The sequence below is a fragment of the Caulobacter sp. KR2-114 genome (genome assembly GCF_049446115.1).
Taxonomy (GTDB): domain Bacteria; phylum Pseudomonadota; class Alphaproteobacteria; order Caulobacterales; family Caulobacteraceae; genus Acaudatibacter.
In genome coordinates, this window is sequence record NZ_JBMSEC010000003.1 from 651,704 (window position 1) to 669,723 (window position 18,020).

Here is an 18,020-nt window from a genome sequence, read left to right on the forward strand (position 1 = left end):
GATAAGACCCCGTCCAGAGCCCCCGTGGAGGACGTTCGCCATGAGCGACGCGCGCAGACATCGTCACGCCATCGTCGGCCTGGGCGCGCGCTCGTACATGTACTCGCGGGCGATCCTGAAGACCTATGCCGACCGGCACGACCTGGTGGGCCTGTGCGACACCAACCGCACGCGGATGGCGTGGTGCAACGGCAAGTACCGCGGCTGGGGCGCGCCGGCGGACATCCCCGCCTACCACGCCGCCGACTTCGACCGGATGATCGCCGAGACGAAGCCGGACACGGTGATCGTCACCAGCGTCGACCGCACCCATCACCAGTACATCATCCGGGCGATGGAGCTTGGTTGCGACGTGATCACGGAAAAGCCGATGACCACCGAGGCGGCCACCTGCCGCGAGATCCTGGCGGCGGTGGAGCGCTCCGGCCGGCGGCTGCGCGTGGCCTTCAACTATCGCTATTCGCCGGTCCGCGCGGCCGTGAAGGCGCTGTTGCAGGAGGGCCGCATCGGCAAGGTCAAGGCGGTGCACTTCGAGTGGCTGCTCGATACCGTGCACGGCGCCGACTATTTCCGCCGCTGGCACCGCGACAAGCGCAACTCCGGCGGGCTGATGGTGCACAAGGCCACGCACCACTTCGACCTGGTCAACTGGTGGCTGGACTCCTCGCCGGAGCTGGTGTTCGGCCTGGGCTCGCTGGGCTTCTATGGGCGAGCCGCCGCCGAGGCGCGCGGCGTCACCCGCTTCTACGACCGCGGGACCGACCATCCCAACGCCAAGGGCGACCCCTTCGCCCTCAGCCTCGCCGATGGCGGCATGCTGGAAGGCCTCTACCTGAAGGGCGCGGAGGAGGACGGCTACCGGCGCGACCAGAGCGTGTTCGGCGACGGCGTCAGCATCGAGGACACCATGAACCTGGTGGTCCGCTACCGTAGCGGCGCGCAGATGAGCTACACCCTGAGCGCCTATGGCCCGTGGGAAGGCTATCGCATCGCCTTCATCGGCGACGCCGGCCGCATCGAGCTGGAGGATTTGGAGAAATCCTACGTCAGCGCCGCCGGCGGCGAGATCGGCCAGTCGTTCAGCGAAAGCCAGCGGGTGACGGTGTTTCCGCACTGGGCGAAGCCGTGGGACGCCACCCCGCCTATCGCCGCCGGCGAGCATGGCGGCGGCGACGCCCTCTTGCTGGAGGACATCTTCGGCGCCGCCCCGCCGGCCGATCCCCTGGGCCGCCGGGCCGACCACATCGCCGGCGCCCGCTCGATCCTGACCGGCATCGCCGCCAACCAGGCCTTCGCGACCGGGCTGCCGGTGCGGGTCGACGATCTGGTGCGTCTGCCGTGAAGCTGGCGGCCCCGGCGCGCCTCAGCAGCCCGGCTTGATGATCCCGGCCCGCAGCATCTCGCGCCCGAGGCGGCGCAGATAGCCAAGGTTCTCCAGACGCGCGGCCTGGGTCCGCTCGTCGTTCAGCACGCTGGCGGGCACCACGACGCCGCCCCGCACCCGCTCGCAGCGGCCGGCGGCGATCATCCGGTTCACATAGCGGCGCGTGGTCTCGAACGGCATGCCCAGGGACTGCGATAGCGAGAGCACGCTGACCGGGCGGCGCAGGTCGTCCGGTGGCGAGGCCTCCGAGCCGCGGTAGTCGCCGGCGTCCAGGTGCGCCGTGTTCGCCGTGACGATCGCCTGCCAGATGATCGCAGCGGTGATGTCGCCGCCGTGCAGGGACGAGATCAGGCCGAGCGCGCGGAAGAAATAGTCCGAGCTCAGCCGCGTGGCGACACGCGACAGATCCTGCTCAACGGCCATGTCCATAGAAATCCTGCTCCACACCGCCGTCATCACTCGCTGGAGAATAGACGCCGCGACTTTCGGCACGCCGCGTGCGGCAAGCCGCCGCGCCGGACCGGGAACAGCCCGGAGCGAGTCGAGAGGAACGCCTCACTTCCGGGTTGGAGGAAGTCCCGCCGCCCCGATACCCTGGCCTGCCGTCCCCCTCGCCGGAGCCCGCCATGACCGACGCCCTCGCCGACAATCCCGTGCTCGCTCCCTGGACAGGACCGCACGGCGGCGCGCCCGCCTTCGGCGCGCTGCGGGTCGAGCACTTCGAGCCGGCCCTCGAGGCTGCGATGGCGCTCTATCGCGCCGAGATCGCGGCGATCGCCGCCGATCCCGCGCCACCGACCTTCGCCAACACCCTCGAGGCCCTGGAACGTTCCGGCCGGGCCTACCGCCAGGCGACCTCGCTGATGTCGGTGTTCACCTCGACCCTCAACACGCCGCAGATGCAGGCGGTGCAGCGCGCCGCCGCCCCGCGGCTGGCGGCGTTCCGCGACGAGATCATCCAGAACCGCGCCCTGTTCGAACGCATCCGGGCGGTGTTCGAGGCGCGCGAGACCAGCGGTCTGACCGCCGAGCAGCAACGCCTGGCCGACGTGGTCATGCGCCGCTTCACCCGGCAGGGCGCCGCCCTCTCCGATCCCGACAAGCGCCGCCTGGCCGAGATCAACCAGAGGCTGGCCAGCCTCTACACCGCCTTCAGCCAGAACATCCTGGCCGACGAGGAAGGCCTGGCGCTGGTGCTGGACAGCGAGGCGGACCTGGCGGGGCTGCCCGCGGCGCTGGTCGAAGCCGCCGCCGCCGCGGCGCGGGAGCGCGGCCTGGACGGCAAGTGGGTGATCCCCAACACCCGCTCGTCGATGGATCCGTTCATGACCCATTCGGCGCGCCGCGACCTGCGGCAAAGGGCGCTGGCGATGTGGGCCAGCCGTGGCGACAACCCCGGGCCGCACGACAATAACCCGATCATCACCGAGGTGCTGAAGCTGCGCGTGGAGAAGGCGCGGCTGCTGGGCTTCGCCACCTTCGCCCACTGGGTAGCGGACGGGCAGATGGCGCGCACGCCGGACGCCGCCATGGAGCTGCTGCGCCGGGTGTGGACCCCGGCGGTGGCCCGCGCCGGCGAGGAGATCGCCGAGATGCAGCCGATCGCGGCCGCCGAGGGCTTCAACGAACCGCTGGAGGCCTGGGACTACCGCCACTACGCCGAGAAGCTGCGGCAGGCGAAGTACGACCTCTCGGACGATGCGGTGAAGCCCTACCTGCAGCTGGGCAAGCTGCGCGACGGCATGTTCTGGGCGGCCGGAGAGCTGTTCGGTCTCGCCTTCACGCCGGTCACCGACCTGCCCGTCTATCACCCGGACGTGGAGGTGTTCGAGGTGACCCGCGGCGGGGACCGCGTGGGCCTGTGGTACTTCGACCTCTACGCCCGGCCGGGCAAGTCGTCGGGCGCCTGGATGAGCGAGTACCGGACACAGCAGCGCCTGGCTGGCGACACGCCCATCGTCTCCAACAACTCCAACTTCATCCCGGCCGCGCCGGGCCAGCCGGTGCTGATCTCCTGGACCGACGCGGTGACCCTGTTCCACGAGTTCGGCCACGGCCTGCACGGGCTGCTGTCGTCGGTGACCTATCCTTCCCTGGCCGGCACCAGCGTGGTGCGCGACTTCGTCGAGCTGCCGAGCCAGCTGAACGAGCGCTGGCTGCCGACGCCGGAACTGCTGTCGCGCTTCGCCGTGCACCACGAGACCGGTGAGCCGATGCCGGCCGCGCTCAAGGACAAGCTGCTGGCGGCGCAGAACTTCCGCCAGGGGTTCGACACTACCGAGTACCTGGCCTGCGCCATCCTCGACCTGGAGGCGCACCTGGGGGCGGACGAGGCTCTGGATGCGCGCGACTTCGAGCGTGAGGCGCTGCAACGGCTGGGCATGCCGCGCGAGATCATCCTGCGCCACCGCCTGCCGCACTTCTCGCATGTGTTCTCGGGCGAGGGCTATGCGTCCGGCTATTACAACTACATCTGGGCCGACGTGCTCAGCGCCGACGCCGCCGAGGCCTTCGCCGAGGCGCCGGGCGGCTTCTACGACAAGGCGCTGGCCGACCGGCTGCTGCGCGAGGTGCTGAGCGTCGGCAACACGGTGGAGGCGGCGGAGGCCTACCGCCGGTTCCGCGGCCGCGACCCCGCTGCCGACGCCCTGATGCGCAGCCGCGGGTTCGAGACGGCGCGCGGCTAAAGCGGCTCGTCGAACAGCGCCGCGCGGGCGAGATGCGCCGGCGGGGAGCCGAAGCTCAGCACGGCGTCGTGGTAGCGCTTCAGGCTGAAGTCCGCGCCCCAGCGGCGCTCCGCCTCGCGGCGGATGGCGGTGTGCTGCGAGAAGCCGACGAAATAGGACGGCAGCTGGGCGGAAGAGACGCTGGCGCGAATCCACTTGCCGGCCGCCTCGCCCTCCTCCTGGAAGGCGTCCCGCATCATCAGGGTCATGGCCGCCTCGCGGGTCATGCCGTCGACGTGTATGGCCTGGTCCAGGATCGCGTTGGTGATCGAGCGCAGCCGGGTCTTCAGCACCACCAGGCGGTACAGCGGGTCGCCGAAGCCCTCGTCGGCCATCATCCCCTCGGCGTAGACCGCCCAGCCCTCGACGAAGGCGCCCGACCACAGCACCGAGCGCAGCACCGACGGATAGGCGTTGGAGTGGGCCAGCTGCACATAGTGGCCGGGCATCGCCTCGTGGGTGGCGATGTCGCGGATGCCGCGGCGATTGTACTCGCGCAGGAACGAGGTGGTGCGCTCGGCGCTCCAGTCGTCCGGGATCGGCGAGATGGCGTAGAAGGTGGGCTGGCCCTTGTCCAAGGGCCCCGGCGGATCGCAGTAGGCCACCGCCACCCCGCGCTTGAACTCCGGCATGACGATCACCTGCACCGGGGCCGCCGGCAGGGTGATCAGGTCGTGCGCCTTCACGAAATCCGTGGCCTCGGCCAGGGCCTGCCGGGCGAAGGGGACAACCCCGTCCCGCGCCGGGCGGTCCTCGGCGGCGAGATCGAGGGCGAACCGGATCGCGACCTGCTGCTGATCGGCCGAGGGTTTGTCGGGGGTCGGCGGCGCGCCGGTTCGGCCGGCGAGGATGCGGCTCGCGAGGCGGTACATCTCGGCGCGCGTCTCGGCCAGGGCGGTCTCCGCCCGGTGGCGGATCTCCTGGCGGGTGAGCGGGGTGTTGAGGGCAAACGCCAGCTTCTGGTCGTAAAGCGCCTGTCCCAGACGGAAATCCCCGCGGGCGTTCGGCACGAGGCTCGTCTCCAGCCAGGCCTGGTGCGCCGTCACCGCCCGGGTGAGCGCCTCGGACGCCACAGTGAAGCGGGCGCGGACGTCCGGCGGCAAGTCGCCGACGTGTGGCGCGATCAGCTCGCCGACCAGGCCCAGCACGCCCTTGTTCTGCCGCACGGCGGTCTCGGCGTGGACCCGCGGCGTGCGGGCGGGATCGAGGTTGGCCCGCGCCTGGTCCAGCAGCCGTGGCAGCTTCTCCATCCGCGACACCGCCGCGGCGAGGCGCTGCGGCGCCGGCGCATAGTCCCGGGCCAGCAGGCCATAGAGCGCGTCCCCGGTGAGGCCCGTGTAGATCAGCGGATCCCAGGCCCAGGATTGCAGCGTCTCGTCGGTCCACAGGTCGTAGCGGATCTGGTTGGCCAGGATCGCCGCGTCGATCTGCATCGGACGGGGCAGTTCGGCCTGCGGCAAGGCCTCGATGCGCGCCAGCAGCCCCCGCAACTCGGCGACGCCCGACGCCCGGGCAGGGGCGGACAGGTCGTCCAGCTCGGCGTCGAAGCGATGATCGCCGATCTGGGTGGCGCCCACGGGCGACAGGCGGTCGGCCGTGTCCAGCCATTCGTGGGCGATGCGCAGCCACTCCAGCTCGTGCCGCCCCTCGCCCCCGGAGGGCAGGCTGAGGCCTTGGGCCAGGGCGCCAGCCGGCAGGGCCGTCGCGGCGAACAGGCCGAGCACGGCGCGGCGATGGGGGAACTGGATCATGCGAACTCCCTGCCGCCGCGGTCAGGTGACCCGGCCAGCGATACGGTGAGGCTGGTCGCGCCAGGCGCCGGTGTCCAGCACCTCGGCAATCAGGCCTGCGGCGCGCCAGACGTCCTCGTAGCCGAGGTACAACGGCGTCAGGCCGAAGCGCAGGATGTCCGGCTCGCGGAAATCGCCGATCAGGCCGCGGGCGATCAGGGCCTGCATGATGCGATAGCCCTCCGGATGGGCGAACGAGACGTGGCTGCCGCGCGGCCCGTGGCGCGGCGTGACCAGCGCCAGCCCGTGGCCAGAACAGCGCGCCTCGACCTCGGTGATGAACAGGCCGGTCATCCGCTTGAGCTTGTGCGCCAGGGCGTCGGCGGGCGCCTCCAGGGCGATGTCCACGCCGGCTTCCAGGGCCGCCAGCCCCAGGACAGGCGGCGTGCCGCAGAGGAATCGCTCGATCCCGTCCGAGGGACGGTAGTCGTCGGCGAAGTCGAACGGCGCGGCGTGGCCGAGCCAGCCCATCAGGGGAGAGACCAGGGTCTGCTGATGACGCCGGGCGACATACAGAAAGGCGGGGGCCCCGGGCCCGCCATTCAGGAACTTGTAGCCGCAGCCGACGGCGAGATCCGCGCCCGCCGCGGTCAGGTCCACCGGGATCGCGCCGGCGCTGTGGCTCAGATCCCAGAGCGCCAGGGCGCCGACGTCGTGCGCCGCGGCGGTGAGCGCCGTCATGTCGTGGGTGTGGGCGCTCTTGTAGTGGCTGTGGGTCAGCAGCAGCAGGCCGACATCGGGCGTGAGCGCGCCGGCGATGTCCGCGGCGGGAACGGTGCGCACCTGCGCCTGCGGCAGCAGATCGGCCACGCCCTGCGCCACGTAGAGATCGGTGGGGAAGTTGCCGGGCTCGGTCAGGATCACGCGGCGGTCCGGCCGCGCCCGCAGCGCCGCCACCGCCAGCTTGAACAGGTTCACCGAGGTGGAGTCGGCCACCACCACCTCGCCGGGGGCGGCGCCGACCAGGCGGGCGATCTTGTCGCCGACCCGGCGCGGCGCGGCCATCCAGCCGGCGTCGTTCCAGCTGCGGATCAGCCCCGCGCCCCATTCCTGGCTCACGGTGCGCTCCACGGCCTGGCGCGCGGCTTTCGGCAAGGCCCCCAGGGAGTTGCCGTCCATGTAGATCACGCCCGGCGGCAGCGCGAAGCGGTCGCGGAACGGTCGGAGCGGATCGGCGGCGTCGAGCGCCTGGACGGCGGCGCGGTCCAGGCTCACAGGGCGAGCTCGCGCAGCACCGCACGCACCGGCGCGGCGTCGAGACCCGCGAGCTTGAGCGGCAGGGCGATCAGCTCGTAGTCGCCCGGCGGCGCCTCATCGAGCACCAGGCCCTCGAGGATGCGCAGGTCGGCGGACAGAACGGCGTGGTGGGCGTCCATGGTCTTGGAATCCTCCGGGTCCAGCGACGGGCTGTCGATGCCGATCAGCCGCACGCCGGCCGCCGCCAGCGCCGCAATCGCGCCCGCCGTCACGACGACGAAGTCCGACCGCCACGCCCCGTGGGGGAAGCGCTCGTAGGTGCGAAACAGGACCCGCGGCGGAAGCGCGCCGAGCGCGCGGACAAACGCCGCGTCGATCGCCGGCCCGGCGCCGCGCGCATCCACCAGCCGGCAGGGCCCCAGGTAGACGTCAAGCTCCAGGTCGGCGGCGGACGGTCCGCCGACGGCGTAGTGCAGCGGGGCGTCCGCGTGGGTCCCGGCGTGGGTGGAGGCTTCGAAGGCCGAGACGTTCACCGGCGAGCCGGCGGCCATGTCCCAGGTCCGGCGCGAGGCGAAGGCGGTGTCGCCCGGCCACACCGGCAGGTCGGATGTCAGGGTCTGGGAGATGTCCCACAGGCGGCGCATGCGCCGAACCTAGGTCAGCGGCTTCGGGGCGCCTAGCGCAGGGCGATCGTCACCACGCAGAAGATCACCACGGCGATCGACAGCGCCACCCAGAGGAAGGCCTTGAAGCTCATCTTCTTCGGCTTCTCGGGCTCGGTCGCCCAACGGATCGGCATCTCGCGCATGAGATGAGCCTCTCATCGCAAGTGTTTATCGAATCTGAATCTGGCCGTCATCGTGCCGAATATTCAAGTCGCCAGCGCAACACTCAAGCGAAGCGCCACAATTGCCGCACGCGATAAGCGAATTGCGGCGACAAAAGGGCGCGAAAACTACCGGATTCATGTCGTCGGCCCGACGCCCAAGGCCTGGGCGACGCCGCCCCGAATCACATCCGGCGCGCCACCGGCGCTTGCCAAGGCGCCGCCCCGGGCGCCTCATGTCCGGCTCGACGACGCTGTGAGGGGCGCATGGACATCGGTGTCTTCATCCCGATCGCCAACAACGGCTGGATCATGTCGGCGACCTCGCCGCAGTACCTGCCCAGCTTCGATCTGAACAAGGCGATCACCCAGAAGGCCGAGCGCTATGGGCTGGACTTCGCCCTGTCGATGATCAAGCTGCACGGCTTCGGCGGCGAGACCCAGTTCTGGGACTACGCCCTGGAGAGCTTCACCCTGATGGCGGGGCTGGCCGCGGTGACCGACCGGATCAGGCTCTACGCCTCGGTCCCGGTGCTGGCGATCCCGCCGGCGATCGCCGCGCGCATGGCGGTGACCATCGACTCCATCTCGCACGGCCGCTTCGGCCTCAACATCGTCTCCGGCTGGCAGAAGGCCGAATACGATCAGATGTCGATCTGGCCGGGCGAGGCGCATTTCCTGCGCCGCTACGACTACTGCGCCGAGTACGTGACGGTGATGAAGCAGCTGTGGGAGACCGGCCGCAGCGACTTCAAGGGCCAGTACTTCACCATGAACGACTGTCGCCTGCTGCCTCAGCCGAGCGCCCGGATCGACATCATCTGCGCCGGCCAGAGCCAGGCTGGCGTCGACTTCGCGGCGGCGCATGCCGACTACAATTTCTGCTTCGGCATGGGGCTGAACGAGCCGACCAAGTGCCAGCCTTCGGTGCAGCGCAACGTCGAGGCCTCGATCGCCAGCGGGCGCCGGTGCGAGGCCCTGCTGCTGTTCATGATCATCGCCGACGAGACGGACGAGGCCGCCCACGCCAAGTGGGAGCGCTACAAGGAGGGGGCGGACCTGGACGCCATCGCCTGGATGAACCACCAGGGCGAGGCTGATCCGCGCGGGGCGCTGGACGTCTCTGCGATCTACATGAGCCGCCCGCCCAGCGCGATGAACCTGAACATCGGCACCCTGGTCGGCTCCTATGCGACTGTGGCGCGGCTGATGGACGAGATCGCCGAGGTGAAGGGGGCCGCGGGGGTGATGCTGACGTTCGACGACTTCCTGGTCGGCCTCGACCAGTTCGGCCAGCACATCCAGCCTCTGATGAAGACGAGGGCCCATGTCGTCGCCGCGGTCTGAGGTTTCACGGTCCGACCTGGGGCCGGGGTCGGTCACCCTGCCGGCCAGGCCCGAAGCCCTGCCGATCACGCCCGCCCAGACGGCGCTGATCGTGGTGGACATGCAGAACGCCTACGCCTCGGCCGGCGGCTACCTGGACGAGGCCGGATTCGACATCGGCGGCGCGGCGGCGGTGATCGACAGGATCCGCGCCACGGTGGAGGCGGCGCGGGCCGCCGGCGTGCTGGTGGTGTTCTTCCAGAACGGCTGGGATCCGGCCTACGCCGAGGCGGGCGGCCCCGGCTCGCCCAACTGGTGGAAATCCAATGCGCTGAAGACCATGCGCGCCCGGCCGGAGCTGCAGGGCAAGCTGCTGGCCAAGGGCACCTGGGACTACGCCCTGGTCGACGCCCTCAAGCCGCAGCCGGGCGACATCGTCATCGAGAAGCCGCGCTACAGCGCCTTCTACAACACACCGCTGGACTCCCTGCTGCGGGCGCGCGGCATCCGCACCCTGGCGTTCTGCGGCATCGCCACCAACGTCTGCGTGGAATCGACGCTGCGAGACGGCTTCTTCCTGGAGTACTTCGGCGTGCTGCTGGAGGACGCCACGCACCAGGCGGGGCCGGCCTATCTGCAGGAGGCCAGCGTCTACAACGTCGAGGCCTTCTTCGGCTGGGTGTCGAGCACCGCCGACTTTTGCGGGACCATCGGCCAGGCTCCAAGGGACTGAAGGGGAACAGCATGCCGAAGACCGTGATCACGCCGCCCGGGACCGGGATACCGATCGCCCCCTTCTCACCCGGAACCATGGCCGATGGCGTGGTCTACGTCTCCGGGACGCTCGCGTTCGACAAGGACAACGGCGTCGCCCACGTGGGCGACATCGAAGGCCAGACGCGCCAGGTGCTGCAGACCATCCAGGGCGTGGTGGAGACCGCCGGCGGGACGTTGGCGGACGTCACCTACAACATGATCTTCCTGAAGGACTGGGCCGACTACGCCGGCATGAACAAGGTCTATGCCGAGTTCTTCCCTGGCGAGAAGCCGGCCCGGTTCTGCATCCAGTGCGGTCTGGTGCGCCCCGATTTTCTGGTGGAGATCGCCTCCATCGCCCACGTCGGGAAGACCTGATCGGCTACCTCGCCGCAACAATGCTCCCTGAAAGGCGAGTGTCCTTATCCGTCGACGGCCGCCCCAAGACCCTGATGGTTACAGAGAACTGGACAATTTGATCGCGCGGTCGGCGGTAACCTGTGCGAAAGCATAATTGAGCCATCAGCGGACGCTACCCAGCTTGGCCATGACTGGACGGACCTTCCGCATGCCCCTCGCCCGCTTCCGTCGCGCCCTGGCCGCGGCCGCCGTCGTGGCTCTCCTCGCACCGGTTGCGGCCCACGCTCAGGGCGCAGGCTGCGACGGCCAGCCCACGGGCGTGAAGATCGTCGTCAAGGTGGAAAACGTTCGCGACAGCCAGGGACTGATGGCGGCGACGTTCTACAACGATGCGTCCAAGTTCCTGAAGAAGGGCGGCTCCATCCGCGTGATGCGCGAGCCGTCGCGCGCGCCGGGCCAGAGCCTGTGCTTCTGGGCGCCCGGCCCGGGCGACTACGCGGTGGTGGTCTATCAGGACCGGGATTCGAACCACAAGTTCGCGTTCAACCTGTTCACGGGCCCCAAGGAGCCCTGGGGTCTGACGCACAATCCGCCGAACATGTCCTTGCTGCACTGGCCGACGTTCGACCAGGTGAAGTTCACCGCCCATCCCGGCGAGAACGTGGTCACGATCTCGCTAAACTATCCGAAATAAAATCTGATCGGCCTTGCTGCGGCGCAGCAGGTGACATCCGCACGGCAAAGGCCCATCTAGGGCGCTCGAGCGAGACGGGGACTATCATTCTATGGCTGGCGTGACCTTGCGCGACGGTGTGAAGGTGGCGGCGAACGTGCTGCTGTCCACCCGCAAACCGATGCTGGCGCACCTGGTGGTCACCCGCTACTGCAACCTCGATTGCGCCTATTGCAGCGAGTACGACAAGGTCTCCAAGCCGGTGCCGCTGGAGCTGCTGCTCGAGCGTGTCGACCGGCTGGCGGCGCTGGGCACCCAGATCGTCACCCTGACCGGCGGCGAGCCGATGACCCACCCCGGCCACAACGAGGTGATCCGCCGGATCCGCAGCCACGGCATGGTCGCCACCACCATCACCAACGGCTTCCTGATGACCAAGGAGTCGATCGCCGGCATGAACGAGGCGGGACTGCAGGAACTGCAGATCTCCATCGACGGCGTGAAGCCCGACGCCATCTCGAAGAAGACCCTGAAGTCGCTGATGGGCCGGCTGAAGCTGCTGTCCGAGCACGCCCGGTTCCACGTCAACATCAACTCGGTGCTGGGCATCACCGAGGAGCGCACCCAGGACGCCCTGGAAGTGGCCGAGACCGCCAAGGCGCTGGGCTTCAGCCACACGGTGGGCGTGCTGCACGACGCCGAGGGCACCCTGGCCCCGCTGTCGGACACCCAGCGCGCCGTCTACGACAAGCTGACCGACAAGCGGTCGATCGTGCACCGCATCAACTACCTGATGTTCCAGAAGAACCTGATGGCCGGCCAGCCCAACAGCTGGAACTGCCGCGCCGGCGCCCGCTACCTGTACATCTGCGAGGACGGGCTGGTGCACTATTGCTCGCAGCAGCGCGGCAGCCCGGGCGTCCCCCTGGCCAGCTACACCACCGCCGACATCGTCCGCGAATACTCCACCGCCAAGAGCTGCGCACCGTTCTGCACGGTCAGCTGTGTGCACCAGGCCAGCTTTCTCGACGCCTGGCGCGGCGGCCAGAAGCGCACGGCCACGCCCCTGCCCGGAAGCCACGCGCCCGGCCAGGCCGCGGCGGCCTGATCCGGTCCGTTGCGCCGTCCGGCCTCAGTCCACGGGGTAGTCGTAGGCCCCGCGCGGAACCCCGCGCACCGCCGAGACCACGCCCTGGGCGAACTTCAGCTGCAGCAGGCTGAGCACGCCCGCCAGGGCCGAGGGATCGTGCGCGCTCGAGGGCAGGGCCTCGAGCACGGCCGGTTCGACGATCCGCGCGCGGAAGTCCGCGATCAGCTGGGGGTCGGCGATCACCGCCACGATCTCCTCCTCGGCGCCCAGGCTGACGAAGTCGAAGTTGGACGAGCCGATCACCAGCCGCTCGTCGTCGATCAGCATCCCCTTCAGGTGCGACATGTGCGGCTGCAGCCGCACGGTGAGCCCGCCCGCCTTGGCGGCCCACAGCAGGTAGTCGCGCACCAGGCGCTTGTTGTTGGCCAGGGGGGTGATCAGCTGCACGTCGACGCCCCGACGGCGCGCCCGGGCCAGGGCGCCGGTCACCGGAAAGGTCAGATAGGGGCTGATCACCGTCACCTGACGCTGCGCGCCCTCGATCAGGGCGGCGACCTCGGCGAATGCGGCGCGGTTGCGCCGCCCGTCCATCGAGATCAGCCGGACCGGGCCGAAATCGCCGGTGCTGGCGCGGGCACGCCCCTCGAATGTCGCCAGGAAATCGGCCGCCGCGGCATCGGCGAAGTCGGATTGTTCAATCCTCAGCATGAAGTCGTGCCAAGAGAAGTTGTGGTCGCTGAAGTTGATCCCGCCGACGTAGACCGCGTCGTCTGCAACGATGAGTTTCTTGTGGTTGCGGGCCGGATAGCGACTAAAAAGAGGTCCGACGGGATTTGTCACGCGGACGTAAACACCGTCGGCTACGAGGCTGCGGAACATCTGGTGCGTCGCGGCCACTTCCGCCTGGAACGCCGGGTCCGCCTTGGAGCTCTTGGCGTGAACCGAGCGATCACTGATCATGTGCAGGGTGTACTCGTCCACCAGCACGCGGCGGTCCGCAGCGCCGCTCGCCGCGATCCCGGCCGCCACCTTGAGCCCCGCCGCATCGCCCTCGAAGGTCATCGCCTGGACGAAAAGCCGGCGCCTGGACTGAGCGAAATCCTCCGCCGCGCGCTTCCAGAAGGCGTCGGCGCCAACCAAGAGTTCGAAATGCATCAGACCGTCCTCACCCCCGCGCGAAGCGGCCCGATCGGGTTGCCGCTCGCCGTGGTCCACGGCTAGGAAGCGCCCGATGGGGGACGGATTCGCCACCGTGATCGATAGCACGCCCGCGCCGCCGGTGCGTGTGAGCCTGCTGCTTTCCTCGCTGCACGGCGGCGGCGCCGAGCGCGTGGCCGTGCACCTGCTGAACCGCTGCGACCCCAAGCTGGTCGACGTGCGCATGGCGCTGCTCAACCGCTCGGGCCCGTTCCTGGCCGACGCCGACGAGAGCCGCATCGACGTCTCGCCGATCGGCCAGAACCTGCTGGCCTTCGAGGGGGCGAACTCCACCTTCTACCGGCCGCACAAGCTGGTGGCCGGCGCGGTGCTGGCGCCGCTGAACCTGCGCAAGATGATCAAGGCCCACCGCCCGCACGTGGTGATGAGCTTCCTGAAGGGCATGAACGTCATCACCGGCCCGGTGGTGGCCAGCCTGGGCGCCGAGCGGCCGCGCTGGATCGTGCGCGAGGGCAACAATACCGACGCGGTGATCGAGAACGAGCTGCAGAACGGCCTGGCCCGCAGCGCGATCAAGAGCCTGACCCGCACGGCCTACCGCGCCGCCGACTGCTTCCTGGCCAATTCGCACGAGATGGCCGCCGGGCTGCAGGAGCGACTGGAACTGGATCCGGCGCGGGTGCGGGTGATCCACAACCCCATCGACCTGGCCAAGATCCGCCAGCTGTCGCGCGAAGCCGCGCCGACGCCGGAGCGGCCGTTCATCCTGACCGTGGGGCGGCTGGAGTACCAGAAGAACCACGAAATGCTGCTGCAGGCCTTCGCCGCCAGCGAGGCGGCCAAGGGCTACGACCTTGTGATCCTGGGGCGTGGCAGCATGGAGGCCGAGACCCGGGCCATCGCCGCCCAGCTCGGTGTCGCCGACCGCGTGAAATTCCCCGGCTTCGTGGCCAACCCCTGGGCGTGGATGTCCCGCGCCACCCTGTTCGTGCTGCCCTCGCGCTGGGAAGGCTTCCCGAGCGTGGTGGCCGAGGCCCTGGCCTGCGGCGTGCCCGCCCTGGTCACCTCCTGCGACTTCGGCCCGGCCGAGGTGGTGGAGGCCGGCAAGAGTGGCTGGGTGGTGCCGCCGGAAAACCTTCAGGCGTTCAGCGCCGCGATGGACCACCTGCTGGAGAACGCCGCCCTGCGGGCCGAATTCTCGCACAACGGCCGCATCCGCGCCGAGGAGTTCGACATCGACAAGATGGTCGAGCGCTATTCCTCGCTGTTCATCGAACAGGCCATGTCGGCGGGCCGGGCGCGACAGCCCTATGCGCCGCCGGTGGACGTGGGCGCGCCGGTGGGCGTCGCCGAATAGACTTGCCGGCGGCTGTGTCTCCGGCTGCGGATAGGGGTGGATGACGTCCAAGGTCCAGGTCTTTGCCCTCGGCGGCACCATCGCCATGGCGCCTCGCCGCGAGGGCGGCGTCGCGCCGGGACTGAACGGCGATGATCTGGTGGGCGCGGTGGCCGCCTGGACCGGCGGCATCGATGTCGCCGCCGAGACCCTGTTCAGCCTGCCCAGCGCCAGCCTCACCTTCGCCCAGGTCGCCCAAGTCGCCGCCCGCGCCCGCGCGGCCGCGGACGCCGGAGCGAGCGGCATCGTCGTCACCCAGGGCACCGACACGATCGAGGAGACGGCCTTCCTGCTGGATCTGCTGCTGGATCTCGATGCGCCGGTCGTCGTGACGGGGGCCATGCGCGCGCCGTCGCAGGCGGGACCGGACGGCCCGGCCAACCTGCTGGCGGCGATCCAGACGGCGGCCAGCGACGAAGCGCGCGGCGCCGGCGTGCTGGTGGTGTTCAACGACGAAATCCACACCGCCCGTTTCGTGGCCAAGCGCCACACGCACAAGCCGTCGGCCTTCGTCTCGCCCCTGGCCGGGCCGATCGGCTGGATCGCCGAGGGCCGTGTCCACGTGCCCCTGAGGCCCGCCCGTCCCGCGCCGACCTTCGCCTGGCCCGCGGCCGGCCTGCCCGAGGTGGTGCTGCTGGCCGGCCCGCCGGACGACGGCGGCCGGCTGGTGCGGGCCCTGCTGGCCGATCCGCCGGCCGGGGTGGTGCTGCAGGCCATGGGCGCGGGCCACACACCGCGCCATCTCGCCCCGCTGCTGGGCGACCTGGCCGACCGGATCCCGGTGGTGCTGGCCTCGCGCGCCGGCGCCGGCCAGACCCTGCGCCAGACCTACGGCTTCGACGGCAGCGAGATCGACCTCACCCGCCGCGGCCTGATCCCCGCCGGCATGCTGGACGCCCCCAAGGCGCGCATCCTGCTGGCGCTCCTGCTGGCCGACGGCGCCGACCGGGCGCGGATCGTCGCGGCGTTCGACGACTGAATTGGGCTGAGACCAGGCCGACAGCGCGCCTCGCAGTGGGCGCCTGAACCCCTCACCTTCCCACGCGGCTTGCGCCTGCAAGCCACGCGGGCCCCTCCCTCTCTCCATGGGAGAGGGAGGCTAAAGCATTGCCAAGACTAAGCAATTTACCTCTCCCATAGGGAGAGGAAGGGGCCCGAGCTCGGCGCGTCGGCGCTGAGCTTGGGAAGGTGAGGGGCTCAGGTCCCTCCGGCGCCGCTTTGTTCAGGCGTCCTCGTCCTGATAGTATTCCTGGCCCAGGTGGGTGATCTGGTCCTCGCCCATCAGCCAGCGCAGGGTGTTCTTCAGCTTGGTCTGCTGGATGAACAGGTCGTGCTCCGGATAGAGGCCGGGGGCGTGCTGCGGGCTCTTGAAGTAGAACGACAGCCACTCCTGCACGCCCTTCAGCTTGGCGCGCTTGGCCAGGTCCATGAACAGGGCCAGGTCCAGCACCAGCGGCGCAGCCAGGATGGAGTCGCGGCACAGGAAGTCGATCTTCAGCTGCATCGGGTAGTTCAGCCAGCCGAAGATGTCGATGTTGTCCCAGCCTTCCTTGTTGTCGCCCCGCGGCGGGTAATAGTTGATCCGCACCTTGTGGTAGATGTTGCCGTAGAGCTCCGGATGCAGCTCGGGCTGCAGGATGGTGTCCAGCACGCCCAGCTTGGACTCTTCCTTGGTCTTGAAGCTCTCGGGGTCGTCGAGCACCTCGCCGTCGCGATTGCCGAGGATGTTGGTGGAGTACCAGCCGTTCAGGCCCAGCATGCGGGCCTTGAGCATCGGCGCGATCACGGTCTTCAGCAGGGTCTGGCCGGTCTTGAAGTCCTTGCCGCAGATCGGCACGCCCAGCTCGTTGGCCAACTGCACCATCACCGGGGTGTCGACGGTGAGGTTCGGCGCGCCGTTGGCGAAGGGGATGCCTTCCAGCATCGCCGCATAGGCATAGATCATCGACGGCGGAATGGAGATGTCGTTGGCGGTCAGCGCCGCGTCGAACGCCTCGCGGGTCAGGTGCGTCTCGGCCCCTTCCATGAAGATCTCGGTCGAGGCGGCCCAGACGAACACCAGCCGGTCGCAGTTGTTCTTGGTCTTGAAGTCGCGCATGTCCTGGCGGACCATCTCCACCAGGCCCATCTTGGTGTTGGCGCTCTTGACGTTCTTCCCTTCCAGCCGCTTGACGTAATACTGGTCGAACACGGCCGGCATCGCCTTGACGCTCTTCAGGAAGTCGCCGATCGGCTCGATATGCTCGTGGCGATCGAGCACGCCGCATTTCAGCGCCGCCTGATAGGCATCCTCCTCGATCGGATCCCACGCGCCGAACACGATGTCCTCGAGAGCCGCGAGCGGGACGAAGTCCTTGATCAGAGGCGACTTGCCGTCGGTGCGCTTGCCCAGCCGGATGGTCCCCGTCTGGGTCAGGGCGCCGACCGGGGTGGCGCCGGTGCGCCGGGCGTGCTCGACGCCGGCGATCAGGGTCGAGGAGACGGCGCCCAGGCCGCCGAGCAGGACGCCGAGCTTGCCTTTCGCCGGGGCGATGTCGTGCCGTTGGGTTTCCACGAAGTCTCTAGCCTCCAAACTGACGCCCCGAGCGCGGGCCAACGAAATCAAGGGCTGTTGCCACTGGGCCGGCACCCGTCCGGTGCTCGCCCAGTGCTCGATCGTGCTCTGCCGCTTGCCGAGCAGGGCCGCCAGGGCGCTCTGGCCGCCGAACCGGCGGATGATGCGCTCTGCGGGATTGCCCTGTTCCATGCCGCGATGAGCTAACGAAATTTTCGTTAGGCGGCAAGCGGCAAAGCGGAAACGACCTCAGGCCGTGCGCGACCCGGCCCCAGGCTGGCCTGTCTCGGGCGCGCCGACGATGGCGGCGATGGCGGGCGTCAGCACCGTCGCGGCGGCGCTGAGGGCGCGCCTGGGACCGGCTGCCGCCAAGGTTCCCACCGCGGCCATGCCGGACCTGGTGTTCCGCGGCCTGGCCGCCGTCTCGCCGCAGATGAAGGGGCTGCTGCCGCTGTTGGGCCGCACGCAGGCGTTCAGCCACGACAAGGCGCGCCGGCTGCTGGGCTACGCACCCCGCCCGCCGCGCGACACCGTCGCCGACTGCGGCGCGAGCCTGGTGGAAGGGTAGCCCCGCACTTCCGCTCATCCCGGCGAAGGCCGGGAGGTGGATTCTCGTTCGAAGTGCAACACCTGCTGAGAGAAGACCTCAGCGGGGGTGCGGAAGTCCAGGCACTGTCGGGGGATGTGGTTGGCGGCTGCTGCGGCTTGCAGGATGAGCCTTGGGTCGAGGTGGTCGAGGTTGGTTCGCCTCGGCAGGACGCGCCTGAAGCGGCCGATGGCGTTT

General features: G+C 69.5%; 17 protein-coding genes. 10 read left to right on the forward strand and 7 right to left on the reverse strand.

Translation table 11 applies throughout. The annotated features are described in order from the left end of the window. Nucleotides 1–40: 40 nt before the first annotated feature. Complete coding sequence (locus ACO2Q3_RS15315; RefSeq protein ID WP_423307962.1) at nucleotides 41–1,342, forward strand: Gfo/Idh/MocA family oxidoreductase; 1,302 nt, start codon at nucleotides 41–43, stop codon at nucleotides 1,340–1,342. 21 nt (nucleotides 1,343–1,363) lie between these two features. On the opposite strand, the gene ACO2Q3_RS15320 is transcribed toward ACO2Q3_RS15315, so the two are convergent. Continuing rightward, on the reverse strand, nucleotides 1,364–1,813 hold the full coding sequence (locus tag ACO2Q3_RS15320; RefSeq protein WP_423307964.1) for a hypothetical protein: 450 nt from the start codon (nucleotides 1,811–1,813) through the stop codon (nucleotides 1,364–1,366). Nucleotides 1,814–2,010: 197 nt separating this feature from the next. Between ACO2Q3_RS15320 and ACO2Q3_RS15325 the strand changes: the two genes are divergently transcribed. Beyond that, the gene (locus tag ACO2Q3_RS15325) at nucleotides 2,011–4,071 is read left to right on the forward strand and encodes a M3 family metallopeptidase (protein WP_423307965.1); all 2,061 of its coding nucleotides are present in this window, start codon (nucleotides 2,011–2,013) and stop codon (nucleotides 4,069–4,071) included. On the opposite strand, the gene ACO2Q3_RS15330 is transcribed toward ACO2Q3_RS15325, so the two are convergent. From ACO2Q3_RS15330 to ACO2Q3_RS15345, 4 genes are read right to left on the reverse strand one after another with little or no spacing between them, the layout of a single operon-like run. Next, nucleotides 4,068–5,861, reverse strand: coding sequence for a DUF885 domain-containing protein (locus tag ACO2Q3_RS15330; protein WP_423307967.1), 1,794 nt, complete (start codon nucleotides 5,859–5,861; stop codon nucleotides 4,068–4,070). The genes ACO2Q3_RS15325 and ACO2Q3_RS15330 overlap by 4 nt on opposite strands. Nucleotides 5,862–5,882: 21 nt before the next feature. Next, nucleotides 5,883–7,115: a kynureninase gene (kynU, locus tag ACO2Q3_RS15335; protein WP_423307969.1), complete on the reverse strand. Its 1,233-nt coding sequence runs from the start codon at nucleotides 7,113–7,115 to the stop codon at nucleotides 5,883–5,885. Beyond that, nucleotides 7,112–7,741 (reverse strand): arylformamidase, encoded by a 630-nt coding sequence (gene kynB, locus ACO2Q3_RS15340; RefSeq protein ID WP_423307971.1) that lies wholly within the window; start codon nucleotides 7,739–7,741, stop codon nucleotides 7,112–7,114. Before kynB ends, kynU begins: the two co-directional genes overlap by 4 nt. Nucleotides 7,742–7,773: 32 nt before the next feature. Next, nucleotides 7,774–7,905 (reverse strand): hypothetical protein, encoded by a 132-nt coding sequence (locus ACO2Q3_RS15345; protein WP_423307973.1) that lies wholly within the window; start codon nucleotides 7,903–7,905, stop codon nucleotides 7,774–7,776. Nucleotides 7,906–8,190: 285 nt separating this feature from the next. Between ACO2Q3_RS15345 and rutA the strand changes: the two genes are divergently transcribed. From rutA to ACO2Q3_RS15370, 5 genes are all read left to right on the forward strand, one after another. Next, on the forward strand, nucleotides 8,191–9,270 hold the full coding sequence (gene rutA, locus ACO2Q3_RS15350; protein ID WP_423307975.1) for a pyrimidine utilization protein A: 1,080 nt from the start codon (nucleotides 8,191–8,193) through the stop codon (nucleotides 9,268–9,270). Next, entirely contained in the window at nucleotides 9,251–9,982 is a 732-nt protein-coding gene (gene rutB, locus ACO2Q3_RS15355) for a pyrimidine utilization protein B (RefSeq protein WP_423307977.1), read from the forward strand. Before rutA ends, rutB begins: the two co-directional genes overlap by 20 nt. A gap of 11 nt (nucleotides 9,983–9,993) precedes the next feature. Beyond that, nucleotides 9,994–10,383: a pyrimidine utilization protein C gene (rutC, locus tag ACO2Q3_RS15360; RefSeq protein ID WP_423307979.1), complete on the forward strand. Its 390-nt coding sequence runs from the start codon at nucleotides 9,994–9,996 to the stop codon at nucleotides 10,381–10,383. 190 nt (nucleotides 10,384–10,573) lie between these two features. After that, nucleotides 10,574–11,059, forward strand: coding sequence for a DUF2141 domain-containing protein (locus ACO2Q3_RS15365; RefSeq protein WP_423307981.1), 486 nt, complete (start codon nucleotides 10,574–10,576; stop codon nucleotides 11,057–11,059). 91 nt (nucleotides 11,060–11,150) lie between these two features. Continuing rightward, nucleotides 11,151–12,146 carry a radical SAM protein gene (locus ACO2Q3_RS15370; protein ID WP_423307983.1) on the forward strand — a complete coding sequence of 332 codons (996 nt, stop codon included), beginning with the start codon at nucleotides 11,151–11,153 and terminating at the stop codon, nucleotides 12,144–12,146. 24 nt (nucleotides 12,147–12,170) lie between these two features. On the opposite strand, the gene ACO2Q3_RS15375 is transcribed toward ACO2Q3_RS15370, so the two are convergent. Then, nucleotides 12,171–13,283 carry a phospholipase D-like domain-containing protein gene (locus ACO2Q3_RS15375; RefSeq protein WP_423307985.1) on the reverse strand — a complete coding sequence of 371 codons (1,113 nt, stop codon included), beginning with the start codon at nucleotides 13,281–13,283 and terminating at the stop codon, nucleotides 12,171–12,173. A gap of 76 nt (nucleotides 13,284–13,359) precedes the next feature. Between ACO2Q3_RS15375 and ACO2Q3_RS15380 the strand changes: the two genes are divergently transcribed. Together ACO2Q3_RS15380 and ACO2Q3_RS15385 are read left to right on the forward strand one after the other, a co-directional pair. Then, nucleotides 13,360–14,643, forward strand: coding sequence for a glycosyltransferase (locus ACO2Q3_RS15380; RefSeq protein ID WP_423307987.1), 1,284 nt, complete (start codon nucleotides 13,360–13,362; stop codon nucleotides 14,641–14,643). 40 nt (nucleotides 14,644–14,683) lie between these two features. Further along, nucleotides 14,684–15,661 carry an asparaginase gene (locus tag ACO2Q3_RS15385; RefSeq protein WP_423307989.1) on the forward strand — a complete coding sequence of 326 codons (978 nt, stop codon included), beginning with the start codon at nucleotides 14,684–14,686 and terminating at the stop codon, nucleotides 15,659–15,661. A 243-nt stretch (nucleotides 15,662–15,904) separates the two neighbouring features. On the opposite strand, the gene ACO2Q3_RS15390 is transcribed toward ACO2Q3_RS15385, so the two are convergent. Beyond that, nucleotides 15,905–17,428 (reverse strand): inositol-3-phosphate synthase, encoded by a 1,524-nt coding sequence (locus ACO2Q3_RS15390; protein WP_423307991.1) that lies wholly within the window; start codon nucleotides 17,426–17,428, stop codon nucleotides 15,905–15,907. Between the two features lie 64 nt (nucleotides 17,429–17,492). Between ACO2Q3_RS15390 and ACO2Q3_RS15395 the strand changes: the two genes are divergently transcribed. Beyond that, nucleotides 17,493–17,804: a hypothetical protein gene (locus ACO2Q3_RS15395; protein WP_423307993.1), complete on the forward strand. Its 312-nt coding sequence runs from the start codon at nucleotides 17,493–17,495 to the stop codon at nucleotides 17,802–17,804. Nucleotides 17,805–18,020: the final 216 nt, after the last annotated feature.

What these genes read in the sequence shown, in the direction of transcription:
- ACO2Q3_RS15315 (WP_423307962.1), top strand. Translation starts at nt 41, where the DNA reads ATGAGCGACGCGCGCAGACATCGTCACGCCATCGTCGGCCTGGGCGCG.
- ACO2Q3_RS15320 (WP_423307964.1), bottom strand. Translation starts at nt 1,813, where the DNA reads ATGGACATGGCCGTTGAGCAGGATCTGTCGCGTGTCGCCACGCGGCTG.
- ACO2Q3_RS15325 (WP_423307965.1), top strand. Translation starts at nt 2,011, where the DNA reads ATGACCGACGCCCTCGCCGACAATCCCGTGCTCGCTCCCTGGACAGGA.
- ACO2Q3_RS15330 (WP_423307967.1), bottom strand. Translation starts at nt 5,861, where the DNA reads ATGATCCAGTTCCCCCATCGCCGCGCCGTGCTCGGCCTGTTCGCCGCG.
- kynB (WP_423307971.1), bottom strand. Translation starts at nt 7,741, where the DNA reads ATGCGCCGCCTGTGGGACATCTCCCAGACCCTGACATCCGACCTGCCG.
- ACO2Q3_RS15345 (WP_423307973.1), bottom strand. Translation starts at nt 7,905, where the DNA reads ATGCGCGAGATGCCGATCCGTTGGGCGACCGAGCCCGAGAAGCCGAAG.
- rutA (WP_423307975.1), top strand. Translation starts at nt 8,191, where the DNA reads ATGGACATCGGTGTCTTCATCCCGATCGCCAACAACGGCTGGATCATG.
- rutB (WP_423307977.1), top strand. Translation starts at nt 9,251, where the DNA reads ATGTCGTCGCCGCGGTCTGAGGTTTCACGGTCCGACCTGGGGCCGGGG.
- rutC (WP_423307979.1), top strand. Translation starts at nt 9,994, where the DNA reads ATGCCGAAGACCGTGATCACGCCGCCCGGGACCGGGATACCGATCGCC.
- ACO2Q3_RS15365 (WP_423307981.1), top strand. Translation starts at nt 10,574, where the DNA reads ATGCCCCTCGCCCGCTTCCGTCGCGCCCTGGCCGCGGCCGCCGTCGTG.
- ACO2Q3_RS15370 (WP_423307983.1), top strand. Translation starts at nt 11,151, where the DNA reads ATGGCTGGCGTGACCTTGCGCGACGGTGTGAAGGTGGCGGCGAACGTG.
- ACO2Q3_RS15375 (WP_423307985.1), bottom strand. Translation starts at nt 13,283, where the DNA reads ATGCATTTCGAACTCTTGGTTGGCGCCGACGCCTTCTGGAAGCGCGCG.
- ACO2Q3_RS15380 (WP_423307987.1), top strand. Translation starts at nt 13,360, where the DNA reads ATGGGGGACGGATTCGCCACCGTGATCGATAGCACGCCCGCGCCGCCG.
- ACO2Q3_RS15385 (WP_423307989.1), top strand. Translation starts at nt 14,684, where the DNA reads ATGACGTCCAAGGTCCAGGTCTTTGCCCTCGGCGGCACCATCGCCATG.
- ACO2Q3_RS15390 (WP_423307991.1), bottom strand. Translation starts at nt 17,428, where the DNA reads ATGGAACAGGGCAATCCCGCAGAGCGCATCATCCGCCGGTTCGGCGGC.